Here is a 20,227-nt window from a genome sequence, read left to right as displayed (position 1 = left end):
CCTTATCATCCACGGCCCAGGCCGATGCGGATCAAATCCAGTGATTTGCGATAGAGCGTCAGCGCCAGATCGTGCTGTCGCCGGGCATCGGCGGCCCGTACCATCTGATCCTCGATCGAAACCGAGTTCCCGTCGGGAGTGGTCGCGCCCTGTGCCGAACTGTCGATCAGCAGTCTGCCTTCGATACCCTCAGACCCTGCCAAGTGGCCTGCCCTGGTATGGCGTATATCAAATCCCTCCGTGCCACCTGACACGAATTGAGAGAATGAAACGACGTCCTGCGCGACGAATCCGGGTGTATCGGCGTTTGCGATGTTCTGCGCGATCACAGTCTGACGCACCGCTGCATGCCGCGAGGCAGATGCCGCCATGGATAAAAGTGAGTTGTTTTCGATCATTCAGGGCTTCTCCCTATACTCTTCAACCTCGGCTTTACCTTCGGAAGTGAACAAAGGGTAATCAAAGGACCGAAGAGGATCGCCCATGGCCCAGTTTGCAGAAATGTCGCGAATGATCCGCGAAATCCCCCAAAAGGTGCGTATGGGGACGCTGAAGCGCATAGAAGAAGGACTTTTGATCGCTTCGGGACTGGATCAGCACGTCGGTGTTGGCGATCTGTGCATGATCGAGGGAGGAACCCGGGCCGAAATTACCGCAGTTTCCCCGGGTGAAATCAGACTGATTCCCTTCGGCAGCGTGGCGGAGTTGTCGCCGGGATTGCTGCTTTGGAAGGAAGCGTCCGGGTCACTGCGCCCCGATTCGCGCTGGCTGGGCAGAATCGTCAATGCGTTTGGCGACCCCCTCGACGGACGGCCGTTGAACGTTCGGGTAACGCGAAATCCGTCGGCACCACAGCGAAACGTGCTGGCACGACGCGGTCTGGGCGACCGGCTGGATACGGGCGAACCCGCGATCGACACCATGCTTCCGATCGTCCGCGGGCAAAGAGTGGGGCTCTTTGCCGGATCGGGCGTCGGAAAAACCAGTCTGCTGAACTCTCTGGCGCGGGGTATACAAGCTGATGTCATCGTCTTTGCCATGATCGGGGAAAGGGGGCACGAACTCGCCAGCTTCCTGCGCGATGTGATGGACCCCGAGACGCGCGCCAGGTCGATTTGCGTTGCCGCTACGGCTGACTGTTCCGCCCTCGAACGCAGACGCGCGGCGCTGACCGCCATAGATATCGCTGAACACTTCAAACGTGAGGGACGACATGTGCTGGTGTTGATGGACTCCCTCACCCGTTGGGCGGAGGCGCATCGACAGATCGAAGCTGCGCAAAGCGGGCGTATGGTCAGTGTCGGGTTCCCCGCCAATACGGCGCAAGATCTCGCCAGGATGATGGAACGCCTCGGCCCCGGTGCCATCTCGGAAGGGGACATCACGGCAGTGCTGTCCATTCTGGTAGCCGGCTCCGACATGGACGAACCACTTGCGGATATGGTACGTGGGATGCTCGACGGGCATATCGTTCTGGACCGTGACATTGCAGAGCGCGGTCGCTTCCCCGCGATAGATGTTCTGAAGTCAGTCTCCCGCTCTCTGCCGCAAGCCGCGACGAAGACGGAGAATGAGACCATCGCCACCGTGCGCGAAACCTTGACCGCAGCCGCCCGGATCGCTCCGCTGAGAGACGCCGGACTGTCCTCAGAGGGTGCGGATCCGGAAGCGGATCGTATTCTGAGAGCAGCCGCGAAGATCGACGCGATGTGGGCCGCCCGGGACTTGCCCGATGCGACCCTGTCCTTCGCGCGATTGACCGCGCTGATCGCGCGATCAGGTTAAGCGTCAGTGGGTTGTGGAACCCGACCCACATCGCTTTTCGCGAACAACGTGACTTCGATCGTGCGCAGCGACTTCAACGCACGCAGGCATTGATAGATCATACTGGCCTTGGCGTGGGCCGTGGCCTCCATCAGAATATCGTGGGCCGAGCCATCGTTGAAAACGAAAGCCAGTTGTCCCAGCCCATCCAGAAGTTGAGCCCGGCCCTTCTCCTCATCAGCTTCACCGGCTAGGATCAGCTGCGCGAGATAGCAGACTCGTGTGACCGGGGTGGATGCTTCGGAGGGATGAATGGCGTCGCGAAGCCTCAGGATATTCGCGTTGGGCGTCAGGATATTCAATCGGGAACGTCGATCCCCATTTTCTATCACGACCCCGTTGATCAGTACGCGCTCCGCCGGTCGTAACTTCAGAACCAGGCCGCTCATAAACCCGCCTCGACCGGGTTGGATTGTCTAAGGCCTGTCAGAATATCGTGATTGATCGCGCAAAGCTCCTCGGAGGTGGTGCCGTTCAACAATATCCGATTGGTTTCATCGTGCACAAAGCCCGCCAAGGCAAAAAGACCCCGACGCAATTCCAGGGGCAGACCATTGCCGGTATCGCTTAAATCCTGAGCGAAAATTCGCCACAGTTCTGCATTCGCTTGCAGTGCATCGACAAAGGCCGCGTATTCCGTATCTCTCGCCGCCTCCGCCGCACGCAGCGTTCTCGTGATTTGCGCCAGAACGTCTATCTCCACCGCGCGCGGTGTGCCGACATTTCGTTGCGCAGTCCCATACCCGTTCTGGGCCACCCGAATATTCATTTCCTGAATTCCTTACCGCTCGATCGGTGTAGTTCGATCCCTCATGACAGCCGTGGTTCATCCGGGCCGCGCTTCACCGGCCCGGATGAGTTCTCCTTAACGGAAGAGCGAAAGGATCGACTGCGGCGACTGGTTCGCGATTGACAGCGACTGAATGCCCAACTGCTGTTGAACCTGCAACGATTGCAGACGGGCGGACGCCGCTTCCATGTTCGCATCGACGAGCGAACCCACCCCGGACATCAGCGAGTCAGTCAGGCTGGACACGAAGTCGGACTGGGTGGAAATCCGCCCCTGAGTGGAGCCGAACGAAGCGGCCGCATCAATTGCGGTGTTGATCAGTGATTCCACATCGGTCAGCGCCTGAGCAGCGCCTTCCTCCGTTGTCACATCCATCCCGGCCAGTGCCGACAGACCGCCATCGACCGTACCGCCTGTAAACTCCGTAAAGCCAACATCAATGCTGTCAGTACCAGCGCCACCGGCCAATGCGACCGTCAGTGCACCCGTCGCCCCATCCTGGGAGGTGGAGATGTTGGTCAGGCTGTTGTCGGATATATAGGTATCCATCTGATCCTTGAGGGCAGTCGAAACGCTGAGTTCCGTATCGCTTTCCCCCGCAACATAGGTGAACGTCTGTTCGCCGGAAGTATCGGATCCGGCCGCACCCGTGCCAGTCAGTGTAATGGTATAGGTTGCACCCAGTTCCACGCCACCTGAGGTGAAGCTGACAACCGCGTCTGGATCGGCGGCGTTTCCGGCGACTGCCGACCCTGTACGTGTTCCGGTCATCAATGCGCCCGCAGCGACCGCCGTGGTGCCTGCGGTTTCCTCAGTCACGGAAAGGTCGTTGCGGTTCACCGTGATACGCGAGGCGCTGACACTGCCGTCGGCCGTACGGTCGAGGGAGGACAGGACCGTAATCGCCTGACTTCCCTGAAGAAGATTTACCCCCTTGAACTGCGCGGCGCCGACGATTGAACTGACCTGATCGCGCAGGGCGGAAATCTCGCTTTGGATCTTCGTTTTGTCGTTGCCGGATTCCTGCGCTGCGATAACCTGAGTCTTGATGTTGCCCAGCAGTTCCGTGATTGATTCCGATGCCTTGCGGGCGACGGCGACCGTGGAATTGCCGAGCGACAGGCTTTCGGAAATCGCGCCGAAACCATCGGCATCGGATCGCATGACCTGCGAGATCGACCAGACTGCGGCATTGTCAGCGGCGGAGCTGATCTTGAGACCTGTCGAAATTTCCTTTTGCGTTTCCGCCAGACCCGAGCTGATGTTGCGAAGTGTGCTGAGCGCAACCATTGCGCCATTGTTCGTCAGAATGCTGGACATATCTTTTAACTCCATGTGCGGTGCATTCAGCACCGGCTTTGAGAAAATGGCCGTAGAACCGACCCTGAACGTCATTCTGACGAAAGCGGTCCCTCCATTCCGGTTGGAACCGCGCCGATCTCCTTGGATCGCATGACCATCTGGCCCGCCGCATCCTAACAAGGAGTAAATGCGGCGGACTTAGTATCGTTAACAATGGGTTACCGTTTGATGAGAACTTCGGCCGCCTCAGTCGGGGGCCGCAAGTTCCCTTGCGCCGTATATGTGCGCAACCCGGTGGCGGAGGGGGGCGCGCGCATTTCGGCAACGGCGTCCCGCGCAATTCCTAGCAATTCGAGGTTGCGGCTCAACGCCTCACTGATGGGGGCCAGTTCGCGTTCAGACAGTTTTTTGAGCATGGGGCCGATACGCTCTATCACCTCGGGATCGGGGTAATCCCCCGCTATGATCGCCTCGCGCTGGCGGATGATGGCCTCGTTTATGCGCCTCACGACGCGGGCCCTCATCGGACCGCCTCCGAACTTTGCACCAGGCTTTCGAATATTCGGTCGGCCAACCCGATTCCCCCCTTCTGGGCGAAAACCTTGGCGTGCTCTCTGGCAAGCAGGGAGGCGAAGGCGTCCTCCCCCGCTCCACCGCCCTGTTCAGTCCGCGCCGCGCCGAAACCGCTATGGCTCAACATTTCAGCTAGGAACGAAGCCTCGAATTCGACGGCGGTGCGGCGCAAGGCCGCCTCCTGAACCCTGGGTACGGCAGAATCATGCAGTGTAATTTCTGACAGCATTTCTTTCTCTCCATTCTGGATGCCGCCTTTTTGTGGGATGGAAGTAAAGAAATCGTAAGAATTCGTAGGCCCTATGATCCGGTATTGAGGAGACGGCTGTGCATCTTGCGAGTATCGAAAATGCGGCGCGCGCCCTTATGGGGCAGATCGCGAAGGAGGGTGAGGCTTCGCCGCCAAACGAGTTCGCCACTGTGGTTCGCGCTGATTCGTTCGATAAGATCGCGGTGGTCGAAGAGACGCGTATGGTGCTCGACGATGAAGTCGCTGTCGCGGTATTTCCTGATGCTCCAGACATTCCGATCATGACCGAAGATGCCGATCCGCAGCGGATTTCAGACGATTCGCCCGGTGACCGTGCCTTGCCAGTCGAAGAAGCCGATCCTTTAGTGGCTGAATTCGTGGCACCGCAGGTACCGCGCCAGATTGATGCTTCGATCCCGCATCCGCAGAATCGCACACTTGTAAATCAGCAGTTTGAAAAATCGCGCGTTGCCATAAACCAACCGGCAAATCGCACGTTTATGCCTCAAACCGCTGAAAGTACGGCGCCCCATGCCGGACTTGAGGTTGACGAATTTTCCAGCGAATCGCCACGACGTGCGCCAGATATTGCACAGACAGCTGGCGGCGCAGACAGGCTCACGAATGGCCGCGCTGCTCCCGTCACGGCATACGGCACGACACCTGCTGCCTCGATACCGGTTCCGCCGCCACCTATACAGGGTTCGCCGGAAAAGTCCGGTCCCGATATATCCGACCTCGAACTCGAGGCGCAGGTGTCGAGCGCGATCGGCACCAGTTCACTGTCACGTGGACCGGTGGAGCGGCCCATGCCGGCTGTGGCTCTACAGGCCGTAGCGACAGGAACCGATGCCACCCTCGCCCAGATCAGAGGGCAGATGGCAATCGTGACCCTCGCGCGGGATGGGACGCAAACGGAATTGCGGCTGGACCCTGCCGAACTGGGGCGCGTGCGGATCTCGCTTGAAATCATCGACGGACATGTGACCGCGCACCTTTCCCCCGACAGGCCGGAGGTGCTGGATCTGCTGCGTCGCTATGCCGATTCTCTGACCAGCGATCTGTTGGCTCAGGGTTTCGACAGTGCGCAAATGACCTTCGGCCAAGGCGGGGATGCCGATCAAAATCCCGCCTTCGATAGCACTCTGGAAGATAACGCCTTCGATACGGTCGAGATCGGTCTGACCCCGATCAGCGATCGGCTGGACATGAGGCTTTGACAAGGAATCGATATGGAAATTTCTGGAACGGCACAACCTGCATCCGCTGGCGCGGCCACGCCCGCGCAATCCTCCCCGACAACGGATTTCGAGACGTTTCTAACTCTGCTGACCACGCAGATGCGGAACCAGGACCCCCTTAATCCCATGGAATCGACACAGTTCGTGGAACAACTTGCCACATTCACCTCCGTCGAGCAGCAGATCGAGACAAACACCAAGCTCGACAACCTGACGGCGGCGTTGACGGCGAACGACACGAACGGACTTGCGGCGTGGCTGGGAAAATCGGTGTCGGTTCTGGGACAGGCACATTATTCGGGCGCGCCGGTGGAACTGAACTTTGATGCGCCGCCGCCAGCCGGGGCGCGTCTGGTTGTGCGCGACGCGATGGGCGACATCGTAGCGGATCAAGCATATTCCGGCGGAGCATGGAGCGGCACCCTGGCAACGGGTCGGGACTTGCCGCACGGCTTGTATGATTTTGAATTGCGAAGCGCGGTGGCCAACGGTGACAGATTGCTGGCACAACCCTTCGTCCACTCACGGGTTGAAGAGGCTCGGATGACTGCGTCGGGTCCGGTCCTGAAATTGGAGGACGGTCGCAGCATAGATGCCGATGCCGTCGCATCGATTCGAAACTAACGGGTTCGCTGCGGAAACACCCAGAATCTGTACAATGCATAATTGAAGACGGGCAGCAGAAAGACGACCAACAGAACCGAAACCCAATCCGGCCACCCCATTGTGGGAGAGATCGTTGTGGTAACTGCGAAGCTGAACCCGAAACCGAACAGGATGACGCCGACAAAACGCGCCTGCTGGCGATGGTCGAGCAGCCTGCTGCGGAACGTCCAGAGAGTGTGCGCGACATATTGCACAGTGACGGAACCGACATGCGCGACTCCATTGGACTCCCACAAGTTCGCTCCCGTCGTTCGCAATCCCGTGAACAAGAGCGAATAGGTCAACGCCACCGCAGCGCCCACGGTCAGAAACCGGACAAGGCGCCAGATCTCACGCTGGGTCAGAACCTTCCTTCTTCTGCTCCTGGAACTCATGTCCCCCCCCGAACGGACGAATAGGGGGATTGCTTACGCGTCCGTGGCGGGCGCTGTCCACCCGCTTCACACGAAGCGGTTCACCCAGTTTTCCAACTGTTCCTGACGACCCGATACCGGTTCGGGATTGATACCATCGTTCAGTACCCGACTTTCGATGTCCTCAAGGGTAGCGTCATACAGCATGTGCTGCGCGTCCGCGCCGTTCCAACCTGCGTAGCGGTCGACGCGGGCTGCTTCCAACCCGCCGTCTTCCAACATTGCCGCGGCCGCCTTGAACCCTCGGGCGCAGATATCCATGCCGCCGACATGCGCGGCGATCAGATCCTGCGGATCGAGACTTTGCCGCCGCAGCTTCGCATCGAAGTTCGTGCCGCCGGTGGCAAAACCGCCCCCTTTGAGGATTTCATAATATGCCAGTGCGACCTCAGGCACGTTGTTCGGAAACTGGTCCGTGTCCCACCCGGACTGATAATCATTGCGGTTCATGTCGATGGAGCCGAAGACGCCCAGTGCCTGCGCCAGCGCGATCTCATGCTCGAACGAATGCCCCGCCAGAATCGCATGGCCCTGCTCAAGGTTGAGTTTGACCTCTCCTTCCAATCCATAGGTCTTGAGGAAGCCGTACACCGTTGCGACGTCGTAATCGTACTGGTGCTTGGTCGGCTCCTGCGGCTTGGGTTCGATCAGGATCGTGCCCTTGAATCCGATCCTGTGCTTGTAATCCACGACCAGATGCAAAAGCCGTGCGAGGTGGTCCAACTCCGATTTCAGATCGGTGTTGAGCAGCGTCTCATACCCTTCGCGCCCTCCCCACAGAACGTAGTTCTCACCGCCCAGACGGTGGGTCGCATCCAGGCAGGTCTTGACCGTGGCGGCTCCGAAGGCAAAGACATCCGGGTCGGGATTTGTGGCGGCCCCGCTCATATAACGGCGGTGCGAAAACAGATTGGCGGTGCCCCACAGAAGTTTCGGACCGCCTTGCGCCATCTTCTGTTCAAACACATCGACGATGGCCTTCAGGTTGTCGGAGTTTTCCGCGAAGGTCGCCCCCTCTGGCCGGATATCCGCATCGTGAAAACAGAAATAGGGCACACCCAGAATGCGAAACATGTCGAAGGCGGCATCCGCCTTGGTTCGCGCGGCGTCCATCCCGCCATCGAACCAGGGCCGGTCGAAAGTGCGTCCTCCGAAGGGATCCCCGCCCTCCCAGGCGAAGCTGTGCCAATAGGCCACGGCAAAGCGCAGATGCTCCTCCATCCGTTTGCCCAGCACGACCTCATCCGGATCGTAGTGGTGAAAGGCCAGAGGATTGGCGCTGTCCGGTCCCTCGAACGCGATGGGGGCGATGCCATCGAAATAGCTCATATGCTCAGACTCCTGATAGCGGCAGATGCGGCGCGATAACGGGCATGCGCATCTGCGAAGGCCGAGGCGAGTGCCGGATCCGGCTCGATCGTATGATGAATGTTCGGAGGCGTCGCGATCTCCACCCCCGCATGTTCGGCCGCCATCATGCCGAGGCGCGCGGCACCAAAGGCACCCCCGAAATCCCCCGATACCGGCACGTCGAGCGCCAGCCCCGTCGCATTTGCCATGATTTGCAGCCAATGCGGTGACAACGATCCGCCGCCCACCGCAGTCGCCCGTTCCAGCGTGGTGCCCGTTGCGATCAGGGCATCACGACAATCGGCAAAGGCGAATGCCACCCCCTCCAGCACTGCGCGGGTCATAGCGGCTCGATCGGCAGCATGTTCCAATCCGATGAAGGATCCGCGAACGCGCGCATCGTTATGGGGTGTACGCTCCCCACCCAGATAGGGCATAAAAATCGCGCGTCCGGGGGCCTGCACGTTGCCAAGCGCCGACGTCAGATCCGCTGCCTTCGCTGCGCTGACCTTCGCGAACCAGTTCAACGCATCCCCCGCTGCCAGGATGACGCCCATCTGGTGCCAGCGACCCGGCAAGGCATGACAGAACGTGTGTACGGCCGAGGCCGCATCGGGTGAGTAGCTGTCATTCGCCGCAAACAACACGCCCGAGGTGCCGAGGGACAGAAACGCTTGTCCGTTCTGAACGGCCCCCATTCCGACGGCTGAGGCGGCATTGTCACCCCCACCCCCGGCCACAACGGTATCCGCGCTGAGCCCCCACCGCGCGCACAGTTCGCGGCGCAGGGTTCCTGACACTTCCGACCCTTCGATCAGGCGCGGCATGCGGGTGCGGTCCAGCCCGGTCGCGCGCAGCAGTTCATCCGACCAATCGCGTTTTGCAGTGTTCAGCCAGCCGGTTCCCGCCGCATCCGACATTTCCGCGACATGCTCCCCCGTCAGCCAGAGCCGCAGATAATCCTTTGGCAGCAATACCTTGGCAACGCGATTAAAAATCTGTGGCTCATGCTTCCGAATCCAGGCGAGTTTCGGGGCGGTAAAGCCCGGAAACACGATATTGCCCGTCAGATCACGAAACCGGGGATCGGCGTCCATGGCGGCAGCTTCGGCATGGGACCGCGTATCGTTCCACAGGATGCAGGGCCGCAACACCTCATCTGCGTCGTTCAGCAAGGTTGCGCCATGCATCTGACCTGACAGACCGATCCCTTTAACTGCCGACAAATCATGTTTCGCGGCGAGTGCGTCGAGAACCTCCTCCGCCGCACGCAGCCATTGCGACGGCTCTTGCTCGGACCATCCCGATTGAGGCCGGGAAACGCTGAGCGCGGCCGTCGCGTGCCCGATGACAGCCTGCGTATCCCCGATCAGGACGCCTTTCAGGCCTGAGGTGCCGAGGTCCAGACCCAGATACATGATACCGCTCCCACTGTTTTGCTTCGCCGATTCGACAGGTGATCCTGCGGTCGAACATTTGCCTATTTAATTTGTCTGTCAAATTTATAACATGTGATACATTCATAAACTGGCTGGATTTTCGAGATGACCGCCCGATTTAGACGAGATTCTTCCCATATCCATACGGCATTTGATGAAGGTCATGAATTAAATGAACGATCCATGTGACGGATACGGCCCCCGCGCACCGCTGGGGAACGTGAATGAGGGAACTGCGATCTCACGGATTTTCCAGCAGATCCGTGCCGAGGGGCAGATCGCGCGCATCGATATCGCCCGCGATCTAATGATCAGCCCAGCCACCGTGACCGCAATCACGTCCGACCTGATCGCGCGCGGTCTGATCGAAGAAGCTGCGGCCATTTCGACCGAAACCCTAAGGGGGCGCCCCCGTGTCAAACTTCAACTACGCCCGAACGCGCATGTCGTCGCCGGGCTGAAACTGGGCGCGAACGTCACGACACTCGTATTGCTCGACTTTCAGGGCAGGCAACTGTCCGAAGCCGCGATATCGCAGCCGCTGCAAAACGCCGGTGCCGATGAAATCCTCGCGCTGATCGAGCGGGCTTTGGACAGCGCCCTTACCCAGGCCGATCTGAGCCGAAGCGATATCTCCGCCATCGGCGTCGGCCTGCCGGGTTTCGTGAACGCGGCGGAGGGGATGGTGCATTGGTCCCCCGTCCTCGACAGCCGGATGATTCCGCTCGGCGCACGCCTACAGGACGCGCTGAAATGCCCGGTGGTAATCGACAACGACGCGAACCTTCTGGCCTTGGCGGAACTGTGGTTCGGCGTCGGGCGCGAGCAGCGCGACTTTATCGTGGTGACGATCGAACAGGGTCTGGGCATGGGCATCGTCATCGCAAACCGCCTGTATCGCGGGACGCGCGGTCGCGGGGTGGAGTTTGGGCACATGAAAATTCAGCCCGACGGGGCATTGTGCCGGTGCGGGCAGCGCGGATGTCTGGAGGCCTACCTCGCCGACTACGCCCTGCTGCGTGAGGCGGAGATGGCCCTCCCCGCCGATACATCCCAGGATCACGACAGGCTTGAGAACCTTTTTGACGAGGCAAAGGCGGGCAACCTCATCGCCAGGTCGATCTTTCACCGCGCGGGCCGTTTGTTCGGGATCGGGCTGGCGAATATCGTCAACATCTTCGATCCTGCCCTCATCATTCTGTCGGGCGAGCAGCTACAATACGACTATCTGTACGACATCGAAGTCAGCGAGATGATGGAGGCCAATTCGATCGACCTAAGCGACAGGCCGGTGGAATTGCGCGTGCACAAATGGAACGATCAGCTGTGGGCCAAAGGCGCTGCCGCCTTCGCGCTGGATCATATCACGGGCGCGATTCTGGACACTGCGCCGCAGGTCCGGGTCCCGTAGAGGCAGGATGAGATCAGAACGCCTTGAAGGTCAGCGTCGTCATGGACCGTTCGACATTCGCGATATTGGCGATGTTCTCGTTGATCCAGTGCCCGATATCGGCACCCTCGGGTGGGTAGAGCTTCAGCAGCAGATCCCATTCGCCCGAGGTCGAGTACAGTTCCGACACGATCTCTCGCTCATACAATTCGTCAGCGACGGAATAGGTCGTACCGGGTTTGCAGCGGATCTGTACGAAAACGGCGCTCATGGGGTCATCCTCAAGGTATCGTCACGGATTTGGTTCAGGCCTAGCATCTCAAATGCGGCGCGTCACGTCACGGCTTGGCGTCGGTGAAATTCGGGGCGATCCCAGGAGGCGGTGTCCATAACATCCGCCAGGATCGCCGCGGCCTGCCGCACGTCTGCCTCACCGATATACAACGGGGTAAAGCCGAACCGCAGGATATCGGGCGCGCGAAAATCCCCGACAACGCCTCTTGCGATCAGGGCCTGCATGATGGCGTATCCCTCGGCGTGACGAAAACTGACTTGCGAACCGCGCTGCGCCGTCCCGCGGTGATGCGAGGACGAGATCTGTGGCCGCCTCGACCTCGGCAATGAACAGATCGCACAGCGCGATGGAGCGGGCCCGCAAATCCTCCATATCGACGCCGTCCCAGATATCCAGCGCCGCGTCGAGGGATGCCATCTGGATCACCGACGGGGTGCCGACCCGCATCCGCTCGATTCCACCAGCCGGGCGATAATCCCGGTCAAAGGCGAACGGCGCCTCGTGCCCCAACCAGCCGCTCAGCGCGGGAACGACCTGATCCGCGTGGCGCGGCGCGACATAGATGAACGCCGGTGCCCCCGGCCCTCCGTTGAGATATTTGTAGGTACAGCCGACGGCAAAATCCGCGCCGGCGCCCGCCACATCCACGGCCAGCGCACCGGCAGAATGGGCCAGATCCCAGATGGTGAGGACCCCGGCCGCCTGCGCCCTGGCGGTCAGGGCTGCCATGTCATGCTTGCGACCCGTGCGATAATCCACCTCGGTGATCAGGGTGACGGCGATAGTCTCGTCTATCGCGTCCTCGACCTCCTCGGGGGCTACGACGCGCAATTCGTGGCCCTGCCCCAACATGCGGATCAGCCCCTCAGCCATGTAGAGATCGGAGGGGAAATTGCCGCTGTCGCTGAGGATCACCTTCCGGTCCGTCATGCACAAGGCGGAGGCAAGCGCCTGATAGACCTTGACCGACAGGGTATCGCCCAGAACCACGTGACCCGGCTCCGCTCCGATCAAGCGTGCGATGCGGTCACCCAGCGCCATGGGCTGCGCCATCCATCCGGCCCGGTTCCAGCCGGTGATCAGCATATCGCCCCATTCGTCGCGCATCATCGACGCAACCCGCGACTGCGCGGCGACCGGCAAGGGACCAAGGGAATTTCCGTCGAGATAGATCACCCCGTCCGGCAGGTGGAACATCGCCCTGGTCGCCTCGAAATCGGTCACGTCGTCTCTCCCTCGCTACACGAAGGTGTTTCACGCAACGGAGGGGAAGGATCAAGGGGCCTGACCGCTCTGGTCTTGTTGCTGGAATTATCATAGCAGTTTCCCCTACCACTCATCGATACTTTGAAACCTTGCCTTACAAGACGCTTCCGATCGTTAGGCTGAGACTAGGCAACGTCCTCGCACCTGCGCAGCTGATGGGCACGCCGCACGGCGTTGCAGCGTTCCGTCTGCTGAAGCTGGCGGGCACATACGTGGTGAGCGCGGCGCATTCCCCCACGTCCTGAGCCTCCAGGATGCTGCCGAAATCAAGGGTATTAGGGGATTTCACAGGCCTAAATGAAGAAATGGTGCCCGGGGGCGGATTTGAACCACCGACACGCGGATTTTCAATCCGCTGCTCTACCCCTGAGCTACCCGGGCATCGGGTGAGGTTTCCCTCGGGTGAGGCGGGTTTAGAACAGGCCCAGCGGGGTGTCCAGAGGCTTTTTGACAAGCTGCCGCATCAGACATCGTCCCCACGAAAAACCGGGGTCGGGGGCGTGTTCTCCGCCGTATCGGCCCCCTCGTCGGGAATGGCATAGCTGCCGTCCAGCCAGCGCGCCAAATCGACGTCGGTACAGCGTTTCGAACAGAAGGGACGGTATTTCTGGTCGCGCGGGCGACCGCATATCGGACACTTCACGGCATTACCTCCCGCAGGGGTTGACGCTCCCGCTTTCGCAGCAGCTCCAGATGGCCCAGAGGAGTCCAGCCGACCACTTGGGTATCGACCGTATCACGCTTGAAGGCGCGGCGGGCCGCAGCCTCGACATCCAGGCGCTGTTTCTTGGAGATCGGCGCGCAATCGACGACGATCTGCCCCCCAAGACCGCGAAGGCGCAAGGCGCGTGGCAATGCCTCCACCGCGGCCAAATTCGCCTTTAACCCGGCGGCAGGTGAGGTATCGCCGCCCGTGTTCACATCGACCGCCACCAGCGCCGAGGTCGGCTCGACAGCCATCCATGCAGCCCCGCCAAGGTTGACCCGGATCGCGCGCAGATCCTCCAACACATCCGTGACGCCGTGATCGTCGAAAGCGGTCGGCCCTTCGGCCACCATGTCCGGCTGCGGCCAGTCGCGCCAGGCCCGTGTGGCCACATCCGGGGCGTCCACCAGCAATTCCGGGCCCTTGCCCTCATCGCCCAGAACAGCCTCGGCCAGTTGGCGCATATCCGCGATATCGGCGGCGATATCCTCATCCGATGCGCCCTCGCACGAGGTCCGCAGGACCAGACCGATCCCTTCGGCCCCCTGCATCCCCTCCCGCGCGAGCAGGTCCAGCCGGTCGCGTTCTTCCTCATCCCGAATGGAGCGGGCGACATTCAGGCCCGGTGCGCCGGGAGTGACGATGGCGTAGCGCGACTTGAAGGTCAGGCGCAGCGTGACCGGGATCGCCTTGCCGGGTTCCGCGTGGGTGGAGACCTGAACGAGGATGGACATGCCCGGAGAGATGCCCTTCGGCTCCCGCAACCAGCCCTTCTGACCGTCGGGCAAGCGCACGATTGCCGCGCCCTGCCCCTTGAGCGGACGCTCCATCACGCCGCGACAGATCGCACCGGGTTGCAGGCCAGAGCCGTCCGCCGGATCGACCAGCAAATCCTCCAGCCGGCCATCCTCGATCAGGGCGGCAATATTGCCTGCGCCGTCGGATCGGGGCTGGATGGCGACAATGCGACCCTTCATGCGGCAATCCCCTGATAGCTCAGCGGATATCCCGCCGCGTTCAAAAGGCCCGCCACCTCGGTCAGAGGCAGGCCGACCACGTTGGTGTAACTGCCGCTGATCCACGGCACGAATGCGGCACCGATTCCCTGAATGGCATATCCGCCCGCCTTGCCCTGCCATTCGCCACTGTCGATATAGGCGTTCAGTTCGGCGGCGGACAAACGCTTGAACTTCACGGAAGTCTCTACGGTTTTCGCGGAAACGAAGCCATCCGCACGCCGCAAGGCGATACCCGTCATGACGCGGTGCCGACGCCCGCCCAGCAGGGTCAGAAAGCGCGCCGCCTCATCCGCATCGGTGGGTTTGCCGAGGATGCGACGCCCCACGGAGACCACCGTATCCGCGGCCAGCACCAGCCCCGGCACATCCACCGCCGCCGCCTTTTCCCGCGCTAGACGCAGGGCATAGGGGCGCGGTTGTTCGCCACGCTGTGGGGTCTCATCTATATCGGCGGGCATGATCGCGTCAGGTGTGACGCCGATCTGCGCCAGCAGCTCCCGCCGGCGCGGGGAGGCTGACGCCAATGTCAGGCGCATCGGGGCGCCATCACTTGAAGCGGTAATTGATCCGACCCTTGGTCAGGTCATAGGGGGTCATTTCGACCTGAACCTTGTCGCCCGCCAGCACGCGGATGCGGTTCTTGCGCATCTTGCCTGCGGTATGCGCAATGATCTCATGGTCATTTTCGAGCTTCACCCGAAACGTCGCGTTCGGCAAAAGTTCGATCACGACCCCGGGAAATTCAAGCAGCTCTTCTTTGGCCATGCTCACTCCAGAGTTGTTAATCATGGGCAGGCGGTTGCCTGCGCGAGGCCGGATATGGGCCTAAAATGCGGGGAAATCAAGTCCTACGCCGCGCGACGCGTCAGCGCAGTGACCATCCCCGCAAAAATCAGGAAGCTGCCACCGACCCGCGCGATATTGCGCTGCGCCCGGATCGAGGCCAGCCTGTCGCGCATCGTACCGGCCGCAATCGCCCAAAGCGTCGCATTAATGGCCCCCACCGTCACGAATGTCGCAATCAGGATCGCGGTCTGGGCCAATAGCGGCCCGTTCGCGTCGATGAATTGCGGAACGAATGCGATGAAGAAAACAACGCCCTTGGGGTTCAGCAACGTCACGGTAAAGCTGTTGCGAAACAGCCTGCGCCCGGTGGCGGGCTGTGCCACGAACGTCCTGGGCGCGCTGCGCAGCAGGCCGATCCCCAACCAGATCAGATAGAGCGCGCCCAGCAGTTTCAGCACCGTGAACGCCGTCGCTGACGCGGCGAGGATCGCGCCGGCCCCTGCGAGAGACACCACCATGGCGAACAGATCACCCAGCGCCACGCCCGGCACGGTCGCCCAGGCGGTCCGGCGGCCCTGCCCCAGCGCGAAGCTGACGACCAGCAGGACGGTCGGCCCGGGAATCGCCACGAGGACGGCGGACGCCACGGTGAAGACAAGCCAGGTTTCAAAGCTCATCAGATCAGTTCCCCCCGAACAGCGGGGTGAAGCCACCCCGGATCATGCGCTTGCCATCGAACGGCATATCCATACCCCCCGGAATCAGGATCGCTCAGCATTTTCCGGTTGGCAGCAACCGGAAACCCATGAGCGGAGCGCATTCGACCTCCCGCCTCGACACCATGAAGTCAGAGGATGCGGGGTCTGGCAAGCTCAGGCTGTTCCGAAGAGCTCTTTGATATGTTTGAGGATCTGATCGCGGGCGGTGCGGTAATGCTCCAACCGCTCCTCGCGCCCCTCGGCCAGGCCGGTCGGGTCCATGATGGGCCAGTACAAAACCTCGACGGCGGAATTTCGGGTCAATTCATGCGCATGGCGCAGACTGGCCGGGCTGAGAGCGACAATCAGGTCGAACGCGTCCAGATTGTCGCCCCACTCGGACATTTCCTCGAAGGACCGGGAACGGTGGCGCGCCAGTTCCACCCCGACCTCCGAGCAGACCTGGATCGCGAACCCGTCGATTTCCTGATCGTGACGCACCCCGACCGATTGCACATAGATCGAGCGTCCGAACTGCTGTTTCAGGATCCCCTCCGCCATGGGGGAGCGGACAGCGTTGTGATCGCAGCAAAACAGGACAGATGTCGGACGGTCAGCCATCACCCCTTGAAATGCAGAACGCAGATCAGCGTGAACAGACGACGCGCCGTCGCGTGATCGGTCTGAACCTTGCCCTCCAACCGCTCTGCCAGGATGCGGCTGCCCTCGTCGTGGATCCCGCGGCGGCCCATGTCGATCGCCTCGATCTGGGCGGGGGGCAGTCGTTTGACCGCCTCGAAATAGGCTTCGCAGATTTGGAAATAATCCTTGATGACCTGCCGGAACGGGCTGAGGGACAGGTGAAACGCCCCGACCGCCGCATCGTCCTGATCGCGGATATCGAATACGAGGCGCCGATCCTGAATGGACAGGTACAGGTGAAACGGTCCGTCCGGCGCGCCGGTGGGCGCGAAGGAATTTTCCTCAAGCAGATCGAACAGCGCGACCTTGCGTTCCTGCTCGATTTCAGCCGTCGGGGGCGGCAGACCCGTATCGTCCAACTCGATTTTTGTGAGACGGCTCATGTGTTCAGCCTTTCCAGACGGGCGCGGACAGACAGGCCATGCGCCTCCAGCCCTTCGGAGATGGCGAGGGTTTCCGCCGCAGGCCCGATCGCTGCCAGAGCGTCGGGCGTCATACGGGCGAGGGTCGTGCGCTTCATGAAATCGAGGACGGACAGCCCGGACGAAAACCGTGCGGATCGTGCCGTGGGCAACACGTGGTTCGGCCCGCCGACGTAATCCCCGATCGCCTCCGGCGTCCATGCGCCGATAAAGATCGCGCCCGCGTGGCGGATCGTGTCCGCGATATCCTGAGCATCGGCACAGGCGATCTCCAGATGCTCCGGCGCGATGCGGTCGGACAGCGCGACAGCTTCCTCCATATTGCGCACGGTGATGACCGCACCGAAATCCGCCCAGCTCTTGCCGGCAATCTTGCGGCGTTCCAGCGTTTCGAGGCGCTTGTCCACAGCCTTTGCGACCGCTTCGCCAAACGCGCGATCCGTCGTGATCACGATCGACTGCGCGCTCTCGTCATGCTCGGCCTGGCTCAACAGATCGACGGCGATCCAGTCCGGGTCGTTGTCCGCGTCAGCGATAACCAGGATTTCCGATGGGCCCGCGATCATGTCGATCCCGACCTGCCCGAACACCCGCCGCTTGGCCGCAGCGACGAAGGCATTGCCCGGTCCGGTGATCTTGTCCACCGGCTGCACACTGTCCGTCCCGTAAGCCATCGCCGCAATGGCCTGCGCCCCGCCGAGGCGATAGATCGTATCCACCCCCGCCAACCGCGCGGCGAGCAGAACCAGAGGGTTCGCAACCCCGTCCGGTGTCGGCGCGCAGATGCACAACCGCTCCACCCCCGCGACCTGCGCCGGGATGGCGTTCATCAGCACCGACGAGGGGTAGGAGGCCAGTCCGCCGGGAACATAAAGCCCCGCTGCGGACACGGCGGTCCAGCGCCACCCCAACTGCGCACCGGCCTCATCAGTCCACAGCGCATTCTCGGGGCGCTGCCGTTCGTGATAGGCGCGGATGCGGGCGGCGGCCAATTCCAGCGCGGAGCGTTCCTGCGGCGGTACGGTGGCGATGGCCGCGTCGATCTCCTCCACGGAAAAGACCAGCGTTTCAGGCGTCAACGTCAGGCGATCATAACGGGCGGTGTAGTCGATCAGGGCCTGATCGCCGCGCGCGCGGACGTCGGCGATAATCGCGGCGACGGCCTTGTCCACGTCCTCATCCGCCTCACGCTTCATTCCCAGAAGCGCCCTGAAATTCGTTTCGAAATCGGGATCGGTGGTGGATAGGAACTGGGGCATGGGTCGCTCGTCTTGTTGCATGTCTGGCTTAGCCGCCGGAGGGTCGCTTCTCAACCCGGCAAATTGGCGCGCGATATGCCGAAGCCTTATAGCTTGTGATCGGGCGCCTTGCGTGAGGGGGCCAGATACGGGCGGGTCACGTCGGTCAGCGTCAGGTTGAGGCTTTCGACATCCAGCGCGATCTCACCATCCCCGGCGAGGACGAGCGTCAGGACGCCCTGCCCGTCCTGCGTCGGCGCAAATTCCAGCTCCAGCAGCGACAGGACCAGATCGCGGTCCTTAGGGTCGACGCCGTTCGCGCGCACCCGCTTCACATCGTTGATCACCAGCGTCGATTGCACGCGTTCGGCCGGTTGGCCGGGGCGACCGACGTGATATTCCCAACGGAACCGGTTCAATAGCAGGGCAAATTCCCGACGACTGACATTCCACGACGTCTCCGCCGTTTGCGCAACTGCGTCCTGACACAACGCCGACATCACGCGCAGATCGTCGGCATCCGCCGCCATCAACCGCAGGGGGCTTTCCTGCCCGTCCGCGAAACTTGCATCTTCTCCGTTCATTCCGTCACCCGTTCGATATCGGCACCACATGCGGACAGCTTCTCGACGACGTTTTCATATCCGCGGTCGAGGTGATAGACCCGGCTGATCGCGGTTTCACCCTTCGCGGCCAATCCCGCGAGGATCAGAGAAACCGATGCCCGCAGATCGGTGGCCATGACCTTCGCACCCTTCAACGTTTCACCGCCATGCACATGTGCCGTGCCGCCGCGCACGACGATATTCGCGCCCATGCGCTGCAATTCGGGGGCGTGCATGAAGCGGTTTTCAAAGATCCGCTCCTCCAGCACGCTTTCGCCATCTGCCAGCATCAGCATCGCCATCATCTGCGCCTGAAGATCGGTGGGGAATCCGGGATACGGCTCCGTCACGACGTGCAGCGGCTTGAGCGGAGTATCCTCCCGCGTCACGCGCAAGCCTTCGGGGGTTTCCTCGATGGTGACGCCCGCTTCCTCCAGCTTGTCGGCGAAGCTTCCGACCAATACACGCGATCCGCCCAGCAGCTCGACCGAACCGCCGGTCATCACCGGGGCCAGCATGTAGGTTCCCAGTTCGATCCGATCCGTGACGACGCGGTGGGTGGCGCCGTGCAGCTTCTCAACGCCCTCGATGGTGATGGTGCCGGTATCCTCACCCGTGATCCGCGCGCCCATGGCGATCAGACAGCGGGCGAGGTCCACGATCTCCGGCTCCCGCGCGGCGTTGTGCAGGACGGTCGTCCCCTGGGCCAGGGTCGCGGCCATCAGGGCGTTCTCCGTCGCACCGACGGACACAACGGGGAAGGTGAACTCCGCACCCTTCAGGCCGTCGGGCGCGGTGGCATGGACATATCCGTCGCGCAGGTCGATCTGCGCCCCCATCGCCTCCAGCACCTTGAGGTGCAGATCCACGGGCCGCGCACCGATGGCACAGCCGCCGGGCAGCGACACGACCGCATGACCGTCACGCGCCAGCATAGGCCCGAGCACCAGGATCGAGGCCCGCATCTTTCGCACGATGTCATAATCGGCGGTGTGGTTCGTGATCTGCTTGCACCCCAGCGCCAGAACCTGACCGTCCTGAAGGCTCGCCACCTCGCAGCCCAGCGATTGCAGCAGTTCCGTCATGGTGCGAATGTCGCTGAGGCGCGGCGCATTGGTCAGCGTCAACGGCTCCGCCGACAGCAGGGCCGCCGGCATCAGGGTCAGACAGGCGTTCTTCGCACCCGCTATCGGAATACGACCGTTCAGGCGATTGCCCCCCCGCACGATGATCTTGTCCATATGTCGGCCTC

General features: G+C 61.6%; 24 protein-coding genes, 1 tRNA gene and 1 pseudogene. 4 read left to right on the top strand and 22 right to left on the bottom strand.

Translation table 11 applies throughout. The features are described 5' to 3' along the window. Window positions 1-5: 5 nt before the first annotated feature. Window positions 6-398 carry a FlgB family protein gene (locus tag H1S03_RS00795; protein WP_185802728.1) on the bottom strand — a complete coding sequence of 131 codons (393 nt, stop codon included), beginning with the start codon at window positions 396-398 and terminating at the stop codon, window positions 6-8. Between the two features lie 85 nt (window positions 399-483). On the opposite strand from H1S03_RS00795, the gene fliI reads away from it, so the two are divergent. Continuing rightward, the gene (gene fliI, locus H1S03_RS00790; protein ID WP_185802727.1) at window positions 484-1,785 is read left to right on the top strand and encodes a flagellum-specific ATP synthase FliI; all 1,302 of its coding nucleotides are present in this window, start codon (window positions 484-486) and stop codon (window positions 1,783-1,785) included. Here the strand turns inward: fliI and H1S03_RS00785 are convergent. From H1S03_RS00785 to H1S03_RS00765, 5 genes are all read right to left on the bottom strand, one after another. Further along, a complete protein-coding gene (locus H1S03_RS00785) occupies window positions 1,782-2,213 on the bottom strand; it encodes a flagellar biosynthesis repressor FlbT (protein WP_185802726.1) in 432 nt (143 codons plus the stop codon). The two genes, fliI and H1S03_RS00785, sit on opposite strands and share 4 nt — an antisense overlap. Next, complete coding sequence (locus H1S03_RS00780; RefSeq protein WP_185802725.1) at window positions 2,210-2,593, bottom strand: flagellar biosynthesis regulator FlaF; 384 nt, start codon at window positions 2,591-2,593, stop codon at window positions 2,210-2,212. Before H1S03_RS00780 ends, H1S03_RS00785 begins: the two co-directional genes overlap by 4 nt. A gap of 96 nt (window positions 2,594-2,689) precedes the next feature. Then, on the bottom strand, window positions 2,690-3,934 hold the full coding sequence (locus tag H1S03_RS00775) for a flagellin N-terminal helical domain-containing protein (protein ID WP_185802724.1): 1,245 nt from the start codon (window positions 3,932-3,934) through the stop codon (window positions 2,690-2,692). A 200-nt stretch (window positions 3,935-4,134) separates the two neighbouring features. Beyond that, window positions 4,135-4,440, bottom strand: a complete 306-nt coding sequence (locus tag H1S03_RS00770; RefSeq protein WP_221892549.1) for a hypothetical protein — start codon at window positions 4,438-4,440, stop codon at window positions 4,135-4,137. After that, on the bottom strand, window positions 4,437-4,718 hold the full coding sequence (locus H1S03_RS00765) for a rod-binding protein (protein ID WP_166190270.1): 282 nt from the start codon (window positions 4,716-4,718) through the stop codon (window positions 4,437-4,439). Before H1S03_RS00765 ends, H1S03_RS00770 begins: the two co-directional genes overlap by 4 nt. Before the next feature lie 137 nt (window positions 4,719-4,855). Between H1S03_RS00765 and H1S03_RS00760 the strand changes: the two genes are divergently transcribed. Both H1S03_RS00760 and H1S03_RS00755 read left to right on the top strand, forming a co-directional pair. Then, complete coding sequence (locus tag H1S03_RS00760; protein ID WP_185802722.1) at window positions 4,856-5,959, top strand: flagellar hook-length control protein FliK; 1,104 nt, start codon at window positions 4,856-4,858, stop codon at window positions 5,957-5,959. Window positions 5,960-5,971: 12 nt separating this feature from the next. Further along, the gene (locus tag H1S03_RS00755) at window positions 5,972-6,604 is read left to right on the top strand and encodes a flagellar hook capping FlgD N-terminal domain-containing protein (protein WP_185802721.1); all 633 of its coding nucleotides are present in this window, start codon (window positions 5,972-5,974) and stop codon (window positions 6,602-6,604) included. On the opposite strand, the gene H1S03_RS00750 is transcribed toward H1S03_RS00755, so the two are convergent. From H1S03_RS00750 to xylB, 3 genes are all read right to left on the bottom strand, one after another. Continuing rightward, on the bottom strand, window positions 6,601-7,020 hold the full coding sequence (locus H1S03_RS00750) for a GtrA family protein (RefSeq protein ID WP_185802720.1): 420 nt from the start codon (window positions 7,018-7,020) through the stop codon (window positions 6,601-6,603). The genes H1S03_RS00755 and H1S03_RS00750 overlap by 4 nt on opposite strands. A 66-nt stretch (window positions 7,021-7,086) precedes the next feature. Continuing rightward, window positions 7,087-8,388, bottom strand: coding sequence for a xylose isomerase (xylA, locus tag H1S03_RS00745; RefSeq protein WP_185802719.1), 1,302 nt, complete (start codon window positions 8,386-8,388; stop codon window positions 7,087-7,089). Next, a complete protein-coding gene (xylB, locus tag H1S03_RS00740) occupies window positions 8,385-9,827 on the bottom strand; it encodes a xylulokinase (RefSeq protein ID WP_185802718.1) in 1,443 nt (480 codons plus the stop codon). Before xylB ends, xylA begins: the two co-directional genes overlap by 4 nt. A 193-nt stretch (window positions 9,828-10,020) precedes the next feature. Between xylB and H1S03_RS00735 the strand changes: the two genes are divergently transcribed. Then, entirely contained in the window at window positions 10,021-11,259 is a 1,239-nt protein-coding gene (locus H1S03_RS00735; protein ID WP_185802717.1) for an ROK family transcriptional regulator, read from the top strand. Between the two features lie 13 nt (window positions 11,260-11,272). On the opposite strand, the gene H1S03_RS00730 is transcribed toward H1S03_RS00735, so the two are convergent. The 13 genes and pseudogenes from H1S03_RS00730 to murA all read right to left on the bottom strand — a co-directional run bounded on the left by H1S03_RS00730 (window position 11,273) and on the right by murA (window position 20,216). After that, the gene (locus H1S03_RS00730) at window positions 11,273-11,509 is read right to left on the bottom strand and encodes an Lrp/AsnC ligand binding domain-containing protein (protein WP_166190256.1); all 237 of its coding nucleotides are present in this window, start codon (window positions 11,507-11,509) and stop codon (window positions 11,273-11,275) included. A 62-nt stretch (window positions 11,510-11,571) separates the two neighbouring features. After that, window positions 11,572-12,757: pseudogene (gene kynU / locus H1S03_RS00725) on the bottom strand (kynureninase). A 348-nt stretch (window positions 12,758-13,105) separates the two neighbouring features. Then, window positions 13,106-13,180 (bottom strand) — tRNA-Phe (locus tag H1S03_RS00720). 82 nt (window positions 13,181-13,262) lie between these two features. Further along, window positions 13,263-13,442: a DNA gyrase inhibitor YacG gene (locus H1S03_RS00715; protein WP_185802716.1), complete on the bottom strand. Its 180-nt coding sequence runs from the start codon at window positions 13,440-13,442 to the stop codon at window positions 13,263-13,265. Next, window positions 13,439-14,482, bottom strand: coding sequence for a ribonuclease E/G (locus H1S03_RS00710; RefSeq protein ID WP_185802715.1), 1,044 nt, complete (start codon window positions 14,480-14,482; stop codon window positions 13,439-13,441). The genes H1S03_RS00715 and H1S03_RS00710 overlap by 4 nt, the downstream gene beginning before the upstream one ends. Further along, window positions 14,479-15,060, bottom strand: coding sequence for a Maf family protein (locus H1S03_RS00705; RefSeq protein WP_185802714.1), 582 nt, complete (start codon window positions 15,058-15,060; stop codon window positions 14,479-14,481). Before H1S03_RS00705 ends, H1S03_RS00710 begins: the two co-directional genes overlap by 4 nt. A gap of 10 nt (window positions 15,061-15,070) precedes the next feature. Continuing rightward, window positions 15,071-15,289 (bottom strand): translation initiation factor IF-1, encoded by a 219-nt coding sequence (infA, locus tag H1S03_RS00700; RefSeq protein WP_097927999.1) that lies wholly within the window; start codon window positions 15,287-15,289, stop codon window positions 15,071-15,073. An 83-nt stretch (window positions 15,290-15,372) separates the two neighbouring features. Beyond that, window positions 15,373-15,987, bottom strand: a complete 615-nt coding sequence (locus H1S03_RS00695; RefSeq protein ID WP_185802713.1) for a LysE family translocator — start codon at window positions 15,985-15,987, stop codon at window positions 15,373-15,375. Between the two features lie 195 nt (window positions 15,988-16,182). Beyond that, complete coding sequence (locus tag H1S03_RS00690) at window positions 16,183-16,629, bottom strand: arsenate-mycothiol transferase ArsC (protein WP_185802712.1); 447 nt, start codon at window positions 16,627-16,629, stop codon at window positions 16,183-16,185. Then, entirely contained in the window at window positions 16,629-17,093 is a 465-nt protein-coding gene (locus H1S03_RS00685) for a UPF0262 family protein (RefSeq protein WP_166192816.1), read from the bottom strand. The genes H1S03_RS00690 and H1S03_RS00685 overlap by 1 nt, the downstream gene beginning before the upstream one ends. Beyond that, on the bottom strand, window positions 17,090-18,391 hold the full coding sequence (hisD, locus tag H1S03_RS00680; protein WP_185802711.1) for a histidinol dehydrogenase: 1,302 nt from the start codon (window positions 18,389-18,391) through the stop codon (window positions 17,090-17,092). Before hisD ends, H1S03_RS00685 begins: the two co-directional genes overlap by 4 nt. Before the next feature lie 86 nt (window positions 18,392-18,477). Then, window positions 18,478-18,954: a DUF2948 family protein gene (locus H1S03_RS00675; RefSeq protein ID WP_166192822.1), complete on the bottom strand. Its 477-nt coding sequence runs from the start codon at window positions 18,952-18,954 to the stop codon at window positions 18,478-18,480. Beyond that, window positions 18,951-20,216, bottom strand: coding sequence for a UDP-N-acetylglucosamine 1-carboxyvinyltransferase (gene murA / locus H1S03_RS00670; protein WP_185802710.1), 1,266 nt, complete (start codon window positions 20,214-20,216; stop codon window positions 18,951-18,953). The genes H1S03_RS00675 and murA overlap by 4 nt, the downstream gene beginning before the upstream one ends. Window positions 20,217-20,227: the final 11 nt, after the last annotated feature.

It is taken from the genome of Pontivivens nitratireducens, assembly GCF_014235845.1.
Taxonomy (GTDB): Bacteria; Pseudomonadota; Alphaproteobacteria; order Rhodobacterales; family Rhodobacteraceae; genus Pontivivens; species Pontivivens nitratireducens.
The sequence above is the reverse complement of the archived record's forward strand: the minus strand, read 5'-3'. Positions and strand labels throughout refer to the sequence as shown.